The organism is Echinicola shivajiensis (assembly GCF_018642165.1).
Lineage (GTDB): Bacteria > Bacteroidota > Bacteroidia > Cytophagales > Cyclobacteriaceae > Echinicola > Echinicola shivajiensis.
This window is the reverse complement of record NZ_JAHHZM010000008.1, coordinates 244,873-260,061: the sequence shown is the minus strand read 5'-3', so window position 1 is coordinate 260,061 and position 15,189 is coordinate 244,873. Positions and strand designations below refer to the sequence as shown.

The 15,189-nt window shown below is 38.4% G+C and carries 18 protein-coding genes and 1 rRNA gene; 14 read left to right on the top strand and 5 right to left on the bottom strand.

Annotation, left to right across the window (positions count from 1 at the left end):
* Positions 1-2: 2 nt before the first annotated feature.
* The 9 genes from rrf (at position 3) to KMW37_RS14780 (ending at position 7,692) form a co-directional block, all read left to right on the top strand.
* A 5S ribosomal RNA gene (gene rrf / locus KMW37_RS14820) occupies positions 3-108 on the top strand.
* 480 nt (positions 109-588) lie between these two features.
* Positions 589-1,563, top strand: coding sequence for an amidohydrolase family protein (locus tag KMW37_RS14815; protein ID WP_215225419.1), 975 nt, complete (start codon positions 589-591; stop codon positions 1,561-1,563).
* A gap of 292 nt (positions 1,564-1,855) precedes the next feature.
* Positions 1,856-2,212 carry a VOC family protein gene (locus KMW37_RS14810; protein WP_215225418.1) on the top strand — a complete coding sequence of 119 codons (357 nt, stop codon included), beginning with the start codon at positions 1,856-1,858 and terminating at the stop codon, positions 2,210-2,212.
* 611 nt (positions 2,213-2,823) lie between these two features.
* A complete protein-coding gene (locus KMW37_RS14805) occupies positions 2,824-3,972 on the top strand; it encodes an HlyD family secretion protein (protein ID WP_215225417.1) in 1,149 nt (382 codons plus the stop codon).
* A gap of 27 nt (positions 3,973-3,999) precedes the next feature.
* The gene (locus tag KMW37_RS14800) at positions 4,000-6,162 is read left to right on the top strand and encodes a peptidase domain-containing ABC transporter (RefSeq protein ID WP_215225416.1); all 2,163 of its coding nucleotides are present in this window, start codon (positions 4,000-4,002) and stop codon (positions 6,160-6,162) included.
* A 44-nt stretch (positions 6,163-6,206) separates the two neighbouring features.
* Positions 6,207-6,533, top strand: coding sequence for a DNA-binding protein (locus KMW37_RS14795; RefSeq protein ID WP_215225415.1), 327 nt, complete (start codon positions 6,207-6,209; stop codon positions 6,531-6,533).
* Between the two features lie 108 nt (positions 6,534-6,641).
* Positions 6,642-6,809, top strand: a complete 168-nt coding sequence (locus KMW37_RS14790) for a class IIb bacteriocin, lactobin A/cerein 7B family (RefSeq protein ID WP_215225414.1) — start codon at positions 6,642-6,644, stop codon at positions 6,807-6,809.
* A gap of 25 nt (positions 6,810-6,834) precedes the next feature.
* Positions 6,835-7,020 (top strand): hypothetical protein, encoded by a 186-nt coding sequence (locus KMW37_RS14785; protein WP_215225413.1) that lies wholly within the window; start codon positions 6,835-6,837, stop codon positions 7,018-7,020.
* Between the two features lie 63 nt (positions 7,021-7,083).
* Positions 7,084-7,692, top strand: a complete 609-nt coding sequence (locus KMW37_RS14780) for a CPBP family glutamic-type intramembrane protease (RefSeq protein ID WP_215225412.1) — start codon at positions 7,084-7,086, stop codon at positions 7,690-7,692.
* Between the two features lie 189 nt (positions 7,693-7,881).
* Here the strand turns inward: KMW37_RS14780 and KMW37_RS14775 are convergent, their stop codons facing one another.
* On the bottom strand, positions 7,882-8,787 hold the full coding sequence (locus KMW37_RS14775; RefSeq protein ID WP_215225411.1) for an AEC family transporter: 906 nt from the start codon (positions 8,785-8,787) through the stop codon (positions 7,882-7,884).
* Positions 8,788-8,890: 103 nt separating this feature from the next.
* Here KMW37_RS14775 and KMW37_RS14770 point away from each other — a divergent pair, with 103 nt between their 5' ends.
* Positions 8,891-9,127 carry a hypothetical protein gene (locus tag KMW37_RS14770; protein WP_317195578.1) on the top strand — a complete coding sequence of 79 codons (237 nt, stop codon included), beginning with the start codon at positions 8,891-8,893 and terminating at the stop codon, positions 9,125-9,127.
* Here the strand turns inward: KMW37_RS14770 and KMW37_RS14765 are convergent, their stop codons facing one another.
* Positions 9,128-9,502 carry a UDP-glucuronosyltransferase gene (locus KMW37_RS14765; protein WP_215225410.1) on the bottom strand — a complete coding sequence of 125 codons (375 nt, stop codon included), beginning with the start codon at positions 9,500-9,502 and terminating at the stop codon, positions 9,128-9,130.
* A gap of 466 nt (positions 9,503-9,968) precedes the next feature.
* Here KMW37_RS14765 and KMW37_RS14760 point away from each other — a divergent pair, with 466 nt between their 5' ends.
* The 3 genes from KMW37_RS14760 to rpiB are packed head-to-tail and all read left to right on the top strand — an operon-like array spanning position 9,969 to position 12,547.
* On the top strand, positions 9,969-11,237 hold the full coding sequence (locus KMW37_RS14760) for a serine hydroxymethyltransferase (protein WP_215225409.1): 1,269 nt from the start codon (positions 9,969-9,971) through the stop codon (positions 11,235-11,237).
* 16 nt (positions 11,238-11,253) lie between these two features.
* A complete protein-coding gene (gene tatC / locus KMW37_RS14755; protein ID WP_215225408.1) occupies positions 11,254-12,099 on the top strand; it encodes a twin-arginine translocase subunit TatC in 846 nt (281 codons plus the stop codon).
* 10 nt (positions 12,100-12,109) lie between these two features.
* Positions 12,110-12,547, top strand: a complete 438-nt coding sequence (rpiB, locus tag KMW37_RS14750; protein ID WP_215225407.1) for a ribose 5-phosphate isomerase B — start codon at positions 12,110-12,112, stop codon at positions 12,545-12,547.
* Positions 12,548-12,643: 96 nt separating this feature from the next.
* On the opposite strand, the gene KMW37_RS14745 is transcribed toward rpiB, so the two are convergent.
* The 3 genes from KMW37_RS14745 to KMW37_RS14735 form a co-directional block, all read right to left on the bottom strand.
* Positions 12,644-13,090 (bottom strand): outer membrane insertion C- signal, encoded by a 447-nt coding sequence (locus tag KMW37_RS14745; RefSeq protein ID WP_215225406.1) that lies wholly within the window; start codon positions 13,088-13,090, stop codon positions 12,644-12,646.
* A 106-nt stretch (positions 13,091-13,196) separates the two neighbouring features.
* Positions 13,197-13,829 carry a uridine kinase gene (gene udk / locus KMW37_RS14740; protein ID WP_215225405.1) on the bottom strand — a complete coding sequence of 211 codons (633 nt, stop codon included), beginning with the start codon at positions 13,827-13,829 and terminating at the stop codon, positions 13,197-13,199.
* A gap of 33 nt (positions 13,830-13,862) precedes the next feature.
* On the bottom strand, positions 13,863-14,441 hold the full coding sequence (locus KMW37_RS14735) for a non-canonical purine NTP diphosphatase (protein ID WP_215225404.1): 579 nt from the start codon (positions 14,439-14,441) through the stop codon (positions 13,863-13,865).
* A gap of 159 nt (positions 14,442-14,600) precedes the next feature.
* On the opposite strand from KMW37_RS14735, the gene KMW37_RS14730 reads away from it, so the two are divergent.
* Positions 14,601-15,182, top strand: coding sequence for an LOG family protein (locus KMW37_RS14730; RefSeq protein WP_215225403.1), 582 nt, complete (start codon positions 14,601-14,603; stop codon positions 15,180-15,182).
* Positions 15,183-15,189 lie beyond the last annotated feature (7 nt).

Genomic DNA, 15,189 nt, shown 5'->3' with positions numbered 1-15,189 from the left:
TGGGCGGTACGGCGCAGGGGATCCACCTCTTCCCATCCCGAACAGAGAAGTTAAGCCCTGTCGCGCCGATGGTACTGGGGTTACACCCGGGAGAGTAGGTCGCCGCCCTCACCTATCAGGCCCCTTTCACAAACACCGTGAAAGGGGCTTTTTGTTTTTTATCACCTTCTGATTTTTTAGGCACTGAGGACAATGAGGGCACACAGAATGTCTCAATGGTTTTTGTGAGAGTTTGCTGTGCCCTGGAATGGCCTTGCTGTAGGATAATAGATCCTTCCTGTACCCTTATATACCGTTTCTGTTGGTTAATATTCTACTTATCAAAATTTGGGATAGGCATTATAGTTGGGCTAAAATTAAGTCAAAACAATTCGGTTATTGTTAAATGAAAGGGTGGTGGGAGGATTTTCTCTATTGCGGAAGCAGAAAGAATAGTGGAGAAAGTGTAGAAACCTTTGTAACTTATGATAAAGGTCACTTCCAATCTAAAATTATCTTGAGAATAGCCTGATGAGTTTGGAAATGTGATTTTTGATGATTTTAATTAACATAGTAAAGGGTGGTTCTCTCCAACTAACTCACTAAATCATGAGATTCAAAATAGTAATATTGGGTTCTCTGACAGGTATTTTGCTTAGTTGTAACCCAAAAACCGATCAAAGTAATGTCGTAGAACATGTGCCTGAAGCTTATGAGTATACAGGTCAGATTATCGACATGCATATGCACACAGGCCTTCCATTTGAAGTTCCTCCTGGAATGCCTTCTATTTGTCGCCCAGAGCCATGTGAAGGAGATGTAATGGCCACTGTAGATCCTGCGGAACTGCTGGAGAAAACCATTGCGGCTATGGATCGTCACCATATTAGTAAGGCTTTTCTAAGCGGAGTGGACTGGTCATTGGTCCAGGAGTGGGGCGAGACAGCTACGGATCGCTTTATTTTATCCCCTTTTATTCTGCAACCCGAATATGCTGAATTGGAAAAGTTGAGACAAGCCTATACTTCCGGACAGTTTAAGGGTATGGGAGAAATAGGAACCCAACTCAGTGGGATACCGCCTAATGATCCTTCCCTGGAACCGTATTTTCAGCTGGCGGAAGAGTTAGACATTCCCGTGCTTATCCACACCTTGGGAATAGGCCCCCATACGCCCAACTTCCGATCGGCTATGGGTAATCCCGTGTTGTTGGAGGATGTCTTGAAAGCACACCCTAAACTTCGGATTTATGTGGAAAATGCAGGCTTCCCTTATCGCGACGAAATGATTGCGATGATGTACCAGTATCCTCAGCTATATGCCGATGTTTCCACTATCACATGGGTGATCCCCCGTTCCTCCTTTTATGATTATCTGGAAACGCTGATCACCGCAGGGCTAGGAAAGCGGCTGATGTTTGGATCGGATCAAATGGTTTGGCCAGAGAAGATCAGCAGCGCAGTAGAGTCGATTGAACAGGCTCCTTTTTTAACGGAAGCACAGAAAGAAGATATCTTCTATAATAATGCAGCACGTTTTCTGCGCCTTGGAGGAAAAGAAAGTGGGCTTGTAGGAATGCGCTAAAATCCTAATGGATTCAAATGAGGTGACTTTTGAATTAGGTTATACCATGTTCACTAAATTTTATATCAGATTATCAAAAAGTTTACCTCTATACCTCTCAGGCCATCAAGTCCTTCAAGATGGCAGAAGCCTATTGGTTCATAAATGATTAGGTGATAAAAAAACACCTCAATATAGGGGTGTTTTTTGTTTAGTGGGGATTGGCTAAGTTTGATAGTGAGTTGTTATCAAATGTTGATAAGCGAATGTAAATGCCTGAACTTAGGATTCATTAAGGAAGAATACATTAATTATGCGGAGAATTGTACCGAACATTTATTCGAACGATGTAGATAAGAGCAAGGAATTCTATATTGACTTTTTAGGAATGGAGCTCGCTATGGATATGGGTTGGATTTTGACTTTTGTATCTAAGGAAAATAAAACGGCACAAATTTCAATTTTCAAAAACGAAGCAAATAGCCCCTTAGATAATTCGGCGATATTCTTGTCCATTGAGGTTTCGGGTATTGATCATTGGTATGAAAAGGCGAAGCAACAAGGTGTTGAGGTTATATATCCAATTACAAATGAAACTTGGGGAGTAAGGAGGTTCTTTGTAAAAGACCCCAACGGTGCAACGATTAACCTATTGAGCCATTTGGAGTAAACAGGCAGTTGCTAAAAATGATTTCTATGAACAGCAAAACTTCTCCAAAGCCTATTTTCTTTTGGCTGTTGGAGTTTGGGATTCCAAAATTCTCATGTTCAAGACTGTGCCCTCTTTGAACCCACTTTGGTTAACTTTTTGCATCTACTACTGAATTAATCTTCCATTGCTACCCCTCAAAATAATGCCAACCTAATGGGGAGTGAAAGAAAAGCAAGAGACTATGACCTATCAACCATAAGTCCAGCTAGGGATTATGGTTGATAGCATTGATGATGCAGAGTTTTTTGGAGATTTTTTTTGCTTACAAAATTTGGGTTTTGGATATCAGTAAGTAGTTATAGTATCGCTAAAGTTAATGTTTTCAGCGTAATGGGTGGGTTGAAATTGTTACTGGGTGTTTTGAAAATTGGAATAACTATATTAAATTTTAATATTAAGTTTGAGAAAAAGCTTGTTAGTGCCGGTACTTTATTCCTTAAAGTGATTTTTGGGCATATCAATTTTATACATCTTATATAGGGTGATTCGGGTATAGTCTTACTATAGTTTTAACATTATTGTTTTACCATCTTGCCATTTATTTATAATGGCAACAAATATTTTTTGTGATGAATGCCATTTTCCCATCGGCGGTGGTTCATCAAACCACCGAAGTTTATCAATCTAAAATTACAGTCCGTTCAAAGTCTGTTTACATAGCTATATTAGGTCTCATGATAATAGCATTTTGTGCATTGCCCTTTCTATATGTAGACGTTTCAATTCAGTCAAAAGGGACTTTTCAAACTAGTGTGAGCAGAAATACTTTAGTGTCTCCTGTTTCTGGTGAAGTAGAATGGATTGGTTTAGCTGAAAATATGGAAGTAGACGCTGGTGAAGTTTTAGCAATTATTAAATCAAAATCTGTTGAAATTGAGTCACAAGGTTTATCTGAGCGTATTGACAAAATAAATGACTATTTACATGATCTCGGACTCTTAATAAGGGACGGTAACAGCTTTTTATCTATTAGATCTAATTTGTACCAAGCTAAATTTTTAGAATATGAAGCAACCTTGGAAAGTCTAGAGTCACGCTTACTAAAACAGACTAGAGATTATAAAAGAGCTTCCTATCTCTACAATACAAATGTGATTGCTTTTACTGAGTATGATGAAGCAAAGCTCAAATACGAACAATCAAAGAAGGAAATCAATTTACAATTGAAAAAGCAAAAGGCTATTTGGAACCAGGAAAGGTTTAGATTGGAAGAGGAGAAATTAAAGCTTTTAAATGAGCTTGATTTGCTTTCGGAAAAAAAGAAGAAGTTTCAAATAAGGGCTGGTGATTCAGGGGTGTTAACTGCTACGAGTAATATTATGTTGGGAGATTATGTTTTTTCAAATCAAAAACTAGCAGAGATTTCTCCCAAAGGGGAATTGTTGGCATATACATATATTTCCCCGTCAAATATAGGGCATATAAAATCTGGGCAAATAGTGCACTTTCAAGTCGATACTTATGATTATAATCAGTGGGGACTTATATCGGGAAGGGTGAAGGAAATAGGACAGGATATAAGTGTTTTGCCTAATAATACTTCGGGTTTTCTAGTGGTATGTGAATTGGACCAAAAATCATTGATTTTAGATAATGGCCATATTGGTCATTTGAAAACAGGAATGACCTTTAATGGGAGGTTTATTTTAGCAAAAAGATCACTTTTTGATCTTTTGTATGATAAGGCTGATGATTGGTTGAATCCAAAGTTGAATTAAAGATCCTGAATCCAAATCAATTTTTTTATGAGAATCAATATTAAGCAACGAGATGTTACAGATTGTGGGGCGGCTTGTCTTGCTTCCATTGGAGCTTTTTACAGAGTGAATATTCCTGTTTCTAAAATCCGGCAGTTGGCTTCTACAGATCGTAAGGGAACTAATATCTTGGGATTGATAGAAGCTGCGAAAAATATGGGTTTTTCAGCCAAGGGTGTTCGTGCTGATTTTGATGCTATTTACGATGTCCCTAAGCCTAGTATAGCTCATGTAGTAATAAACAGGGCTATTCATCATTATGTGGTGATATATAAAATATCGGATAAGTGGATAGAAATCATGGATCCTGCACATGGTGGAATGAAAAGACTTTCCCATGCAGAGTTCAAGCAGATGTGGACTGGAGTCTTGGTTTTGTTAATGCAGAATAGGGAGTTTAAGCAAATAAATGAGACAAAAAGTGTTATCAGGAGATTTTGGTTTTTGATTAGGCCACATCAGTCAGTAATGATCCAAGTTTTTTTTGGCGCATTGGTTTATACTCTTTTAGGTCTTTCTACTTCAATTTATATCCAGAAAATAGTCGATCATGTCTTTGTTGGAAAGAATGCAAATCTATTAAATCTCCTATCAGTTATCATGCTGGTATTGTTAGGGTTCCAAGTGTTTATTGGGGTAATGAAATCTGTTTTCATTGTCAAAATAGGCCAAAAAATTGATGCTAGGCTTATATTGGGATATTATCAACATTTGTTGACCCTACCCCAGCGTTTTTTTGATACTATGCGTGTTGGTGAGATTATTTCTCGCATTAGTGATGCTTTCAAAATAAGAACTTTTATTAATGATGTCTCCATTAATTTGATTGTTAATGTTTTTGTAGTGATTTTCTCATTTGGCCTGATGTTTACATTTTATTGGAAATTGGCTGTAGTGATGTTAATGTCCGTGCCTATCTATTTTGGGGTATATTGGATTACCAATAGGCTCAATAAGAAAATGGAGCGAAGGCAAATGGAAAATGTTGCTGAATTAGAATCTCAGTTAGTGGAGTCCATTACTGCAATAGGTACAATTAAGCGATTTGGAGCTGAAACACACGCAAATATTAAAACAGAAACGCGATTTATTAACCTTCTAGGGTCAGTGTATCAGTCGACCATGAACGGCTTGTTTGCAAGCACATCTTCTGAAGGTATTACTAAAGTTTTTATCATCGTTCTTCTTTGGGTTGGGGCTGGATATGTATTGAAAAATGAAATCACTCCTGGAGAATTAATGTCATTTTATGCGTTGACAGGTTATTTGACTGGCCCAGTCTCTTCCTTAATAGGAATGAATAAAACAATACAAAATGCATTGATAGCAGCTGATCGGCTTTTTGAAATCATGGATTTGGAAGTGGAGACTTCTGAGCAAAGTTTTAGTTTCAGTAGAGAACATATGGGGGATATAGTATTTTCAAATGTTTGTTTTAGGTATGGAACGAGAGTAGATGTCTTTTCTGGACTGGATTTAAGTTTTCAAAAAGGAAAAATATCGGGGGTCGTTGGGGAAAGTGGTTCAGGTAAGAGCACCTTAATCTCATTGCTACAAAACCTTTACCCTGTGCAATCAGGGACTATTCATATTGGAGAATATAATATTCGTTATATTAAGAATGAAAGTTTGCGAAAATTCGTATCGGTAGTCCCTCAAAAAATTGATTTGTTTAGCGGTAATTTGGTTGAGAATATTGCCTTAGGGGACTATCAGCCAGATATGCATCGAATTGTGGATATCTGTAAGCAACTGGGTATGATGGATTTTATTGAAGGATTACCTAACGGTGTTGAGACCTATTTAGGAGAAAATGGAGCGTCCATTTCCGGAGGTCAAAGGCAGAGGATAGCTATCGCTAGAGCTTTGTACAGGGAGCCTGAAATATTGGTTATGGATGAAGCGACGTCTTCATTGGATCCAGTGTCTGAGGGCTATGTTCAGCAAACTATCCGCCAATTAGCTAATGATGGTAGGACCATTATTTTTATTACGCACCGACTATCTACTGTATGTGACTTTGATCGGATATATGTTATGGAAAAGGGGAATTTAGTTGAAGAAGGAAGTCATTCAGAGCTAATAAGTCATAAGTCCGCTTATTATGATATGGTCCAAAAGCAAATGTTAATATCAAACGGAAAAGCTTAGGATGGACTGATCATGTTTTTTAAATTATTTAAACAATTTTTGCCATGAATCTTTTTAGACGAATTGAAAGAATACAGCTTTTAAACAAATTGATCAGTGAACAGCGTACCGGTCCTCCAGAGGAGTTAGCAAATCGGCTTGGCATCAGCAGGTCCAAATTATATTTAATGCTTGAGGAACTGAAAGATATAGGAGTACATGTTCAGTATTCGAAAAGGACAGCAACTTTCTATTATACTAATTGTGAACGATTGACTTTTAATTATTCCTTTAGAGTTATAAAGGCAGATGATTGTAAAGAAATTGGAGGAGGAAAAAGGCCAGATTTTCTTTTTCCGTCTAAAATTTTAGACGGAACAACTTTATCTTAAGGGTATGATCAGTGATAGGTGGTCAATGCTAGCTGGGCCTATTTATCTATCTGAGATTGGGAAACTAGGCGCCCGGGAAAGGTCAGGTTTATTTTTAATATAACTGTTATGGAAAATATGAGAGAATTGAAACAATCAGAGTTAAAGTCCATAAATGGAGGATTTGGTTTTTTAGTTAAAGTAGCAGCCGGAATAATAATAGGAGGTGCTGTCGCAATAATTAATGATTGGGATAATTTTAAAGCAGGTTTGAAAGGGGAGGAAGAAGTAAAATGATGTTTAATTTGAAAAAAGAAAAGTTATGAAAGATCTTACATTAAAAGAATTGTATGAATTAAACGGAGGTGGTTTCGCATATGATGTTGGATGTGGAATAAGGTACCTAGCAAATTTTACAGTTGGCTATTTTAAACATGGGGGGCCAGGTAACCTAGGTTCTGTTTATGGAGGGGTATTGAATGCAGAAGTAGGTTGTTGTCCATCATAATGGATTTAATTGGTCGAGGAGGGGTAATCCTCGACCAAATTTTTTTTAAATTTTAAGATTGCTATGAATTGTATATATGATTGGTTTAGTAGTAATAGAATGATTTTGTTATTTTTCTTTCTTATTATACTATATAGTTTTTTTATTGTTGATCCTATAGCCATGTATTTCGGGGTTAATGGCTTTGATGTGTCGTTTAAAAATAGTTCAATAGAGAGAATTCTTGGTACATTGTTTTTTGCCCCTATATTGGAAGAATTAATTTTTAGAGGCTATTTGAGCGGTTATAGAAAACATTATCTTTTTGTTGTAATTCAAATAGTACTGTTTTGCATGCTTTATGTACAATGGATTTTATGGATTTTGTTTTTTTCCGCTTTATTAATTGGAGCATTTTTTAGGGAGAGGATAATTAGAAGAAACAATATTTTTGTTTCAAATAAGCTATTTTATATTTCTATTCTTTTTTCGTCTATTCTTTTTTCATTAACTCATTTAAAAGAAATCAATGCTGAAACAATGGAGAATGGTTTAATTATGTCGATAACAGCTTTTTTTCCCGGGGCTTTATTTTTTATGTTTATTAGATACAAAAAGGGAATCATTCCTGCTATTTTGGTTCATTTTCTATTGAATTTTTTTGTTTTATTCTTAAATACATTTATTTATTGAGGGTGGTTGTAGAAATTAATAAATTAAACTATCAAGATAATTGTTTTCATTATCCAAGAGTCTTTTTTCCCTATCAGTAATTGGGATTCGATAGATAATTAGAATCCTCGCTGCTTTTAATCTAAGTTCCTCTCCTGAGCTCTTTGCGTCCTAAGTGGTTTTGGTTATCCCTGAATTATTCTTTAATCCCTAGCCCACCAAATAATACCAGCCCACCAAACTGCCAAAGGAAAGTGGGATACCGATTCCTACCAGCAGTGAAGCCAGTTTGGGGTTAAGATCATGGTTGATGGCAATGATGGAGCCGGTGATCATGGGGGCCATGGCGGTTTCCATTACGCTGACCTTATAGAGTATGCCGTTGGTAGGTAATAATAATTGATAGACAAAAAATATCAGGCAGGGGATTAGTAATAATTTATAGCCTAGCCCATACCAAAGTGGTTTTAGAGAAAGTGTTTCGGCATTGATTTTTACCTGAAGACCTACTGAAATCAGGGCCAATGGGGTCAAAGTAGCAGCAAAGGCCTTGAGGATCTCATGCATGGTTCCAGAGAACTCCCAATGGAAAATATTCATGCCCAAGGCAAGCAAGAAAAAGATAAAAGGGGGGAAGGTCAGGATTTTCTTGGTGACATCCCTTTTGCGCTTCTTTTCATGTCCATAGATAGAAGCTACTATGATGGCTATGCTGCTGACAATGATAAAGGAACCTGCCTGGTCCACCATTAGGGCGATTTTCAATCCTTCTCCACCATATAAAGCCTCGATAATGGGAAAGCCAATAAAGGAGGTATTGGCCAGTCCAGGTACAATGATCAGACAACCAGTGGTGGCCTTGCTCCAACCCAACTTCTTTCCCAGACTGCCAAAAAGCAACCAAGATACCCCAAAGCTGATCCAAGCGGTCAGCACCGGAAGCAAAAGACGAAAGGACAGTTCGGTTTCGGGAATATGCAATAATGCCAATGCAGGCAATACGATATAGATCAGGTAGGTATTGAGGGTTTTGGGTGCGTCTTTTGGCAATTCCTTAAGCTGCTGTAATAGTATGCCAATGATTAAGCAGAGGATGACAAGAATGATATTGGTCATAAATGAAAAATTAAAGCAGTTTTATAAATTATTAACAGAAACATAACCTGTTATTATTCAATGTTTTATTTCTCTGTATTTTATTTGAAATATTAAAAACACCATGATGATGACTAAAGTAGTACCGATGCTGATCGGAGACCAGCAGATTATTCAATTATCCCAATTGTCCATAGACCAAGAAAATGATCTTAGGAGCTTCCTACCAAAGAATTCAGTAAAGAAAATCAATTTTCAGGGGATTGAGCTTACCGATTGTATTGATTTTGACACCTATGAATATTGGCTGAATATCATCCAGCTCCACCAAGATAGTGCATATTCCATTTGGGATTTGTAATCAAAGCATTCCGAAATTTTTCCTTTTCTGAGTGAAATACTCCTCAAGCTGTGGATAGACATTGCTTTTTGCTTCAGGGATTCCTGCAAGTGTAAGGTTCATATCCCCTTTTACACTATTGTCCACTACTTCTAGGGTCTCTATCATGAAAATCAATTCCTGCAGGGTCAAGGGCTTCTTTGATTTCTCAGGACTGAGATCAAACTCATTACCGTAAAAGTCCACCACCTCATAATAAATTTTGCCGTCCAAGGGAGCTGCATAAATGCTCATTTCTTCTCCCCACTGGCTTTCAGGGTAAGAGAGTTTGGCCAGCAAGGCCGAAGGGCCGGTGCCATCGAAATAACTTTTGGGGGCAAATTCAAAATCAATCATAGCAATTATTTAATACCTCCAAAGGTAAATAAACACAAAGGTTATTCAAATTGACCTCTATTCCAATGTGAGCTGTTATTTCAATTCGCTATTGATAGAATCCTTTAATACTGAGAAAACTATAAAGGAAATTAAAGCAAAAAATCCTGTGATGGTCCCAAAGAATACTAAATCCCAGGGGTAATTTATTAGACTCAAAAATCATAATTACTTCATCTTTGGGCTTTTTAGAAATAAATAGGCATTGACTTGAATAAAGGCAAAATCAAAATTTCGGGAAAAGTAATTTTTTGGCATGAATAATTTATGCACAAGCAATTTCTCAATCAATTGGATAATACATTGTTTCGAACTAATTTTGGGCAGCCAAAAATATATCCGTTATTTCCGGCTTAACCATAGGGCATGACGGGAAACCCCCAATTTATTTTGGACAGAAAAATACTGTAAAAATAAGCGCATACTCATGAAAAGAGACCAGGTAATATTTGACCTAATCCAAAAAGAAGAAGATCGTCAGAAAAGAGGCATTGAATTGATCGCCTCAGAGAACTTCACCAGCAAGCAGGTGATGGAAGCTGCCGGTAGTGTATTGACCAATAAATATGCTGAAGGACTTCCTAAGAAGCGTTACTACGGAGGTTGTGAAGTAGTGGATGATATTGAGCAGATTGCCATCGACCGTGCCAAGGAGCTTTTCGGTGCTACTTGGGCCAATGTTCAGCCTCACTCAGGTGCTCAGGCCAATGCAGCAGTATTTTTGGCTTGCTTGAACCCAGGCGACAGCATCCTAGGCTTTGATCTTTCTCATGGTGGTCACCTTACCCATGGTTCTCCAGTTAACTTTTCCGGTAAGAACTATAAGCCTAACTTCTACGGTGTAGAAGAAGAGACTGGTGTGATCGATATGGACAAAGTAGCTGAAAAAGCTAGAGAAGTTCAGCCAAAGTTGATCATTTGTGGTGCTTCTGCTTATAGCCGTGATTGGGATTATGCCCGATTCAGAGAAATTGCAGATGAGGTAGGGGCTTTATTATTGGCTGATATCTCTCACCCAGCTGGTTTGATCGCCAGAGGACTTTTGAATGATCCATTGGAGCATTGCCATATTGTGACCACTACTACTCACAAGACCCTTAGAGGTACCAGAGGTGGTTTGATCATGATGCGTGAGGATTTTGATAATCCATTTGGGTTGAAGAATCCTAAGGGTGAATTGAGAAAAATGACCCAGTTATTGGATTCTGCAGTATTCCCTGGTATGCAAGGAGGTCCATTGGAGCATATTATTGCTGCTAAAGCAATTGCTTTCCAAGAGGCGCTTTCTGACGAATATATGGAGTATGTACTTCAAGTGAAGAAAAATGCTTCCGTGATGGCTGATGCTTTCGTGGAAAAAGGATATAAGTTGATTTCAGGTGGAACAGACAACCACTTGATGTTGATCGACCTGAGAAACAAAGATCTTTCCGGTAAAATTGCTGAAGAGACTTTAGGTAAGGTAGACATCACCATTAACAAAAACATGGTGCCATTCGATACCCGTTCTCCTTTTGTAACGTCAGGAATGAGAGTAGGTACGGCTGCCATCACCACCAGAGGCCTGAAAGAAGATGATATGGTTAAAATTGTTAACCTTATCGATAAGGCTTTGATGAACCATGAAGATGAAGCCACACTTGCTGAAATCAAGAAAGAGGTGAATGATTGGATGGTTCAGTTTCCATTGTACTAAGAAAAGTAAAAATTAAGTGGCATTAGATCAATACAGGGAAGAAGAGGAAGAAGAAGGAATGTCGTTTTTGGATCATTTGGAGCAATTGCGTTGGCATTTGGTCCGGTCCATAGCTGCAGTACTGATATTCTCCGTGCTGGCTTTCCTTTCCAAGAGTATCGTATTTGGGCAAATAATATTAGGACCCTCTAAGGTAGATTTCTTTACTTATAGGATGCTATGTAAATTGTCAGAGGCCTTAGGGATCTCAGCACTTTGTATAGATGAGCTTCCTTTTATTTTGCAAAGCCGTCAGATGACTGGCCAGTTTTCCATGCACATGACCTCCAGTTTGGTGGTGGGATTGATCATTTCGTTCCCTTATGTGTTTTGGGAAGTATGGCGTTTTATCAGTCCCGGGCTTTACGATAGGGAAAGAAAGGCTGCTCGTGGAGCTGTTTTCTTTGTAAGTTTGCTGTTTTTTCTGGGAGCGGCTTTTGGGTACTATATCCTGTCCCCATTGTCTATCAACTTCCTTTCCAATTATCGACTGGATCCATCCATTGCCAATGAATTTGATATTACCTCTTATATCTCTACATTGATCATGTTGGTACTGGCTTCGGCAGTAATGTTCCAGTTGCCGGTAGTGATTTATTTCTTGTCCATGTCTGGCTTGGTTACTTCTGGGATGTTGAAATCATACAGAAGGCATGCAGTGGTAATGATTTTGGTACTTTCAGCTATTATTACCCCTCCTGATGTGATTAGCCAGTTGTTGATTGCAATGCCAATTTTGGTTTTGTATGAAACGGGTATTATGATTGCCAAGCGACTGGAAAGGAGAAAAAGAGAGGAAGAAGCATTAGAAGAAAACGATTAATATAAGAATCATGTCCAAAAAAATAGCAATTGGTGGAGATCATGCCGGCTTCGATTATAAGCAGAAGTTGGTGGAATATTTGACAGAAGCTGGATTTGAGGTGAAGGACTTTGGCCCTTTTACTGATGCTTCTGTGGATTATCCTGACTATGTTCATCCTTTATGTGATGCGATTGAAAGTGGAGAGTTTGAGAAAGGGATAGTGGTTTGTGGTAGTGGAAATGGTGTGGCAATTACCGCCAATAAGCACCAAGGTATTCGTGCTGCCATTTGCTGGAACAAGGACCTTTCTGCGCTTTCTAGACAGCATAATGATGCCAATGTCATTTCCATTCCTGCCAGATTTGTGCCTTATGAACTAGCTCAAGATATGATTGAGATCTTCCTAAGCACAGAATTTGAAGGAGGAAGACATGCCAATAGAGTGAATAAAATAGCTTGTCAGTAAATAAATTAGATAGGGCTGTTTCAGTAGCCTGATCTAAACAAAAAGGCTTGGCGGATTTCTCTGCCAAGCCTTACTTTTTTGGGATTTACAACTTTTTTATCTGAAGGTGTATTTTAATCCTATCCCCCCTCTCAAATAATTTTCTGAATGATTCCCGAAAATAGGGCTTGCTTCGAGTAGGAAGCCAAAGTTCCTGACAGAAGGGAAGGGTTTTATCAATACCCCCAAGGGTATACCCAGATATAAATGATTATGGCCATGATGGTGGTCTTCATGATAGTGGTGACCATCTACTCCCAAATGAAAGCCACTGTAGAAATTGACTTCTTGCTTTTGGACAAAATTGTAGCCGAAAGTACCTTCAATGTCCAAATCATGCCCCACACCTAACCTGGCTTCTCCAAACATTTTCTTGTCTGGATCACTTCCTACGGCCAAGTAGGTATTGGAGCTAAGCTGGTAAATTCCGGCACTGATCTGTGCCATACTCTTGTGTTGCAAAAATAGAAAAGCAGTTAAGGATAATATCAAAAACTTCTTCATGGTAATAAATAGTTGGTTTAGTTTTCAATGCAATAGTTGCAAACTCTTTGCCAAAAATTCATGAAGGAGTAAATTGCAATGGGCTAATTTCAATTTTAGCCCATTGCTATATGTTAGGTTGCTGAGTGATCTTTTCTTTCAAAAATACCTTCACCATCTCAAGTGCTTTTTCAAAATTGTCATTGTTGGGGATGATCAGGTCTGCATCATGCTTGAAAGGCTCTATATATTTCTCATAGGTAGGCATGACATGCTTTTCGTATCTGTAGAGCACATCATCAAGGTCATGTCCCCTTTCTACCTTGTCACGGACAATCCTCCTTTTCAGCTTGATATAGTCCTTGGCATCAATGAATATTTTCAAATCCAGTAAATCAGCCAACTCAGGGGAGTATAGGACAAAAATCCCTTCCACCACCACTACAGGGGCTGGACAGAATTCCAGTATTTTGGGGGTAGCACTGGGATTGTTAAAAGTATATTCCTGTCGAAACACCTTTTTGCCTTGCTGGATATTTCGGATGTCTGTCGAATATTGGATGAAATCAAAGGAATGGGGGGTGTCAAAGTTTTCCACACCTAGTTCATCCTTAGGTTGCTCGTTTTTCGGTTTATAATAATTGTCCTGAGAGATAAGGCAGATATCTTCCGGTTCAAAAGTTTTCAGGAGTTGATTTAGAAAGAGGGTCTTTCCAGAAGCACTGCCACCAGTGACGCCAACTATATACGGCTTTCTCATATTTTAAATTACCAAATTCTCCTGATTATCGAATTATTTTAAGTTGCTTAAGAAGTCAATAAGCTTCCTCACTGCCCTTCCCCTATGGCTGATGGCATTTTTTTCTTGCATACTGAGTTCTGCAAAAGTTTGATCATGGTTCTCTGGTCTAAATACGGGGTCATAACCAAAGCCGCCGTTTCCAGATCTTTCAGAAGTAATTTCACCTTTTGCAATACCTTCAAAACTATACTCTTTTCCATCCAATATTAAAGCGATGACTGTTCTGAATTGGGCCTTTCGGTGGGATTTATTTTTCATGTTTTCCATCAAAAGGTCCACATTTCTTTCATCACTACGAGGTTCACCGGCATATCTACCAGAATAGACCCCCGGGGCGCCTTCCAAAGCCTCTACCTCTAATCCCGTATCATCCGCAAAGCAGCTTACCTGATAGTTTTCGGATACATGTCGGGCCTTTTGAAAGGCATTAAAATCTAAGGTGTCCCCTGTTTCGGGAAGTTCTTCATTACAGCCAATTTCTTTCAGAGATACTATGGTGAAGTCATCTCCCAAGGCGGCCTTAACCTCTTCTATTTTTTTCGGATTGTTGGTAGCAAAGCAGATTTTCATAATCCAAAAATAATGAATTTTTCCTGCTCCTGAAGAAGCATATTGCTTAAAGGTAAGGGCATAAATAAAACTTAGTACCCAATTAATATATAGGCTTTGCGAAAAGGGTTAAAATTCCTGTAATTAGAGCAATCGTTTTACCCATTAGATGATTTTTGAATGAAAAAGATAACAATTTACTGTGGTTCTAATACTGGAAAAAATCCAGCTTATAAGAAAGGTGCGCTAGAGCTTATCCAGGAAATGATCCTTAGAAAAATGGATTTGGTTTATGGAGCTGGAAAAGTAGGCCTAATGGGAGTGATCGCAAATCAAATGCTCAGCGTTGGTAGGAATGTTTATGGGATTATTCCCCAGAAATTGGTTGATGTGGAAGTCGCCCATCAAGGATTGACGGATTTGACCATTGTGGAAACTATGCGGGACAGGAAATGGTTGATGGCTGAGCGCGGAGATGGTTTTATTGCCATGCCCGGTGGAATAGGGACCTTGGAAGAGTTATTTGAAATTATGACGCTTAATCAACTGGGGTATATACAAAAGCCGCTGGCACTTTATAATGTTAAAGGATATTATGACCGCCTAATAGACTTTTTGCAGTTTTCTGCTGAAGAAGGATTTCTGAAAAAGGAACAAATGGACTTGTTGATCATCAGTGATGATCCTGCAGAAATGTTGGATAAAATGGCTGCTTATGTGCCGAAGTTTATCCCAAAGTGGGAGACACCAAAGCTAAGTTGAGCTGTGC

Coding starts and splice junctions, on each gene's coding strand:
- KMW37_RS14795 (WP_215225415.1), top strand. CDS start 6,207: ATGAATCTTTTTAGACGAATTGAAAGAATACAGCTTTTAAACAAATTG.
- KMW37_RS14775 (WP_215225411.1), bottom strand. CDS start 8,787: ATGACCAATATCATTCTTGTCATCCTCTGCTTAATCATTGGCATACTA.
- rpiB (WP_215225407.1), top strand. CDS start 12,110: ATGTCCAAAAAAATAGCAATTGGTGGAGATCATGCCGGCTTCGATTAT.
- KMW37_RS14785 (WP_215225413.1), top strand. CDS start 6,835: ATGAAAGATCTTACATTAAAAGAATTGTATGAATTAAACGGAGGTGGT.
- udk (WP_215225405.1), bottom strand. CDS start 13,829: ATGAGAAAGCCGTATATAGTTGGCGTCACTGGTGGCAGTGCTTCTGGA.
- KMW37_RS14815 (WP_215225419.1), top strand. CDS start 589: ATGAGATTCAAAATAGTAATATTGGGTTCTCTGACAGGTATTTTGCTT.
- KMW37_RS14780 (WP_215225412.1), top strand. CDS start 7,084: ATGAATTGTATATATGATTGGTTTAGTAGTAATAGAATGATTTTGTTA.
- KMW37_RS14805 (WP_215225417.1), top strand. CDS start 2,824: ATGAATGCCATTTTCCCATCGGCGGTGGTTCATCAAACCACCGAAGTT.
- KMW37_RS14730 (WP_215225403.1), top strand. CDS start 14,601: ATGAAAAAGATAACAATTTACTGTGGTTCTAATACTGGAAAAAATCCA.
- KMW37_RS14800 (WP_215225416.1), top strand. CDS start 4,000: ATGAGAATCAATATTAAGCAACGAGATGTTACAGATTGTGGGGCGGCT.
- KMW37_RS14735 (WP_215225404.1), bottom strand. CDS start 14,441: ATGAAAATCTGCTTTGCTACCAACAATCCGAAAAAAATAGAAGAGGTT.
- KMW37_RS14765 (WP_215225410.1), bottom strand. CDS start 9,502: ATGATTGATTTTGAATTTGCCCCCAAAAGTTATTTCGATGGCACCGGC.
- KMW37_RS14790 (WP_215225414.1), top strand. CDS start 6,642: ATGGAAAATATGAGAGAATTGAAACAATCAGAGTTAAAGTCCATAAAT.
- KMW37_RS14810 (WP_215225418.1), top strand. CDS start 1,856: ATGCGGAGAATTGTACCGAACATTTATTCGAACGATGTAGATAAGAGC.
- KMW37_RS14760 (WP_215225409.1), top strand. CDS start 9,969: ATGAAAAGAGACCAGGTAATATTTGACCTAATCCAAAAAGAAGAAGAT.
- KMW37_RS14745 (WP_215225406.1), bottom strand. CDS start 13,090: ATGAAGAAGTTTTTGATATTATCCTTAACTGCTTTTCTATTTTTGCAA.
- KMW37_RS14770 (WP_317195578.1), top strand. CDS start 8,891: ATGATGATGACTAAAGTAGTACCGATGCTGATCGGAGACCAGCAGATT.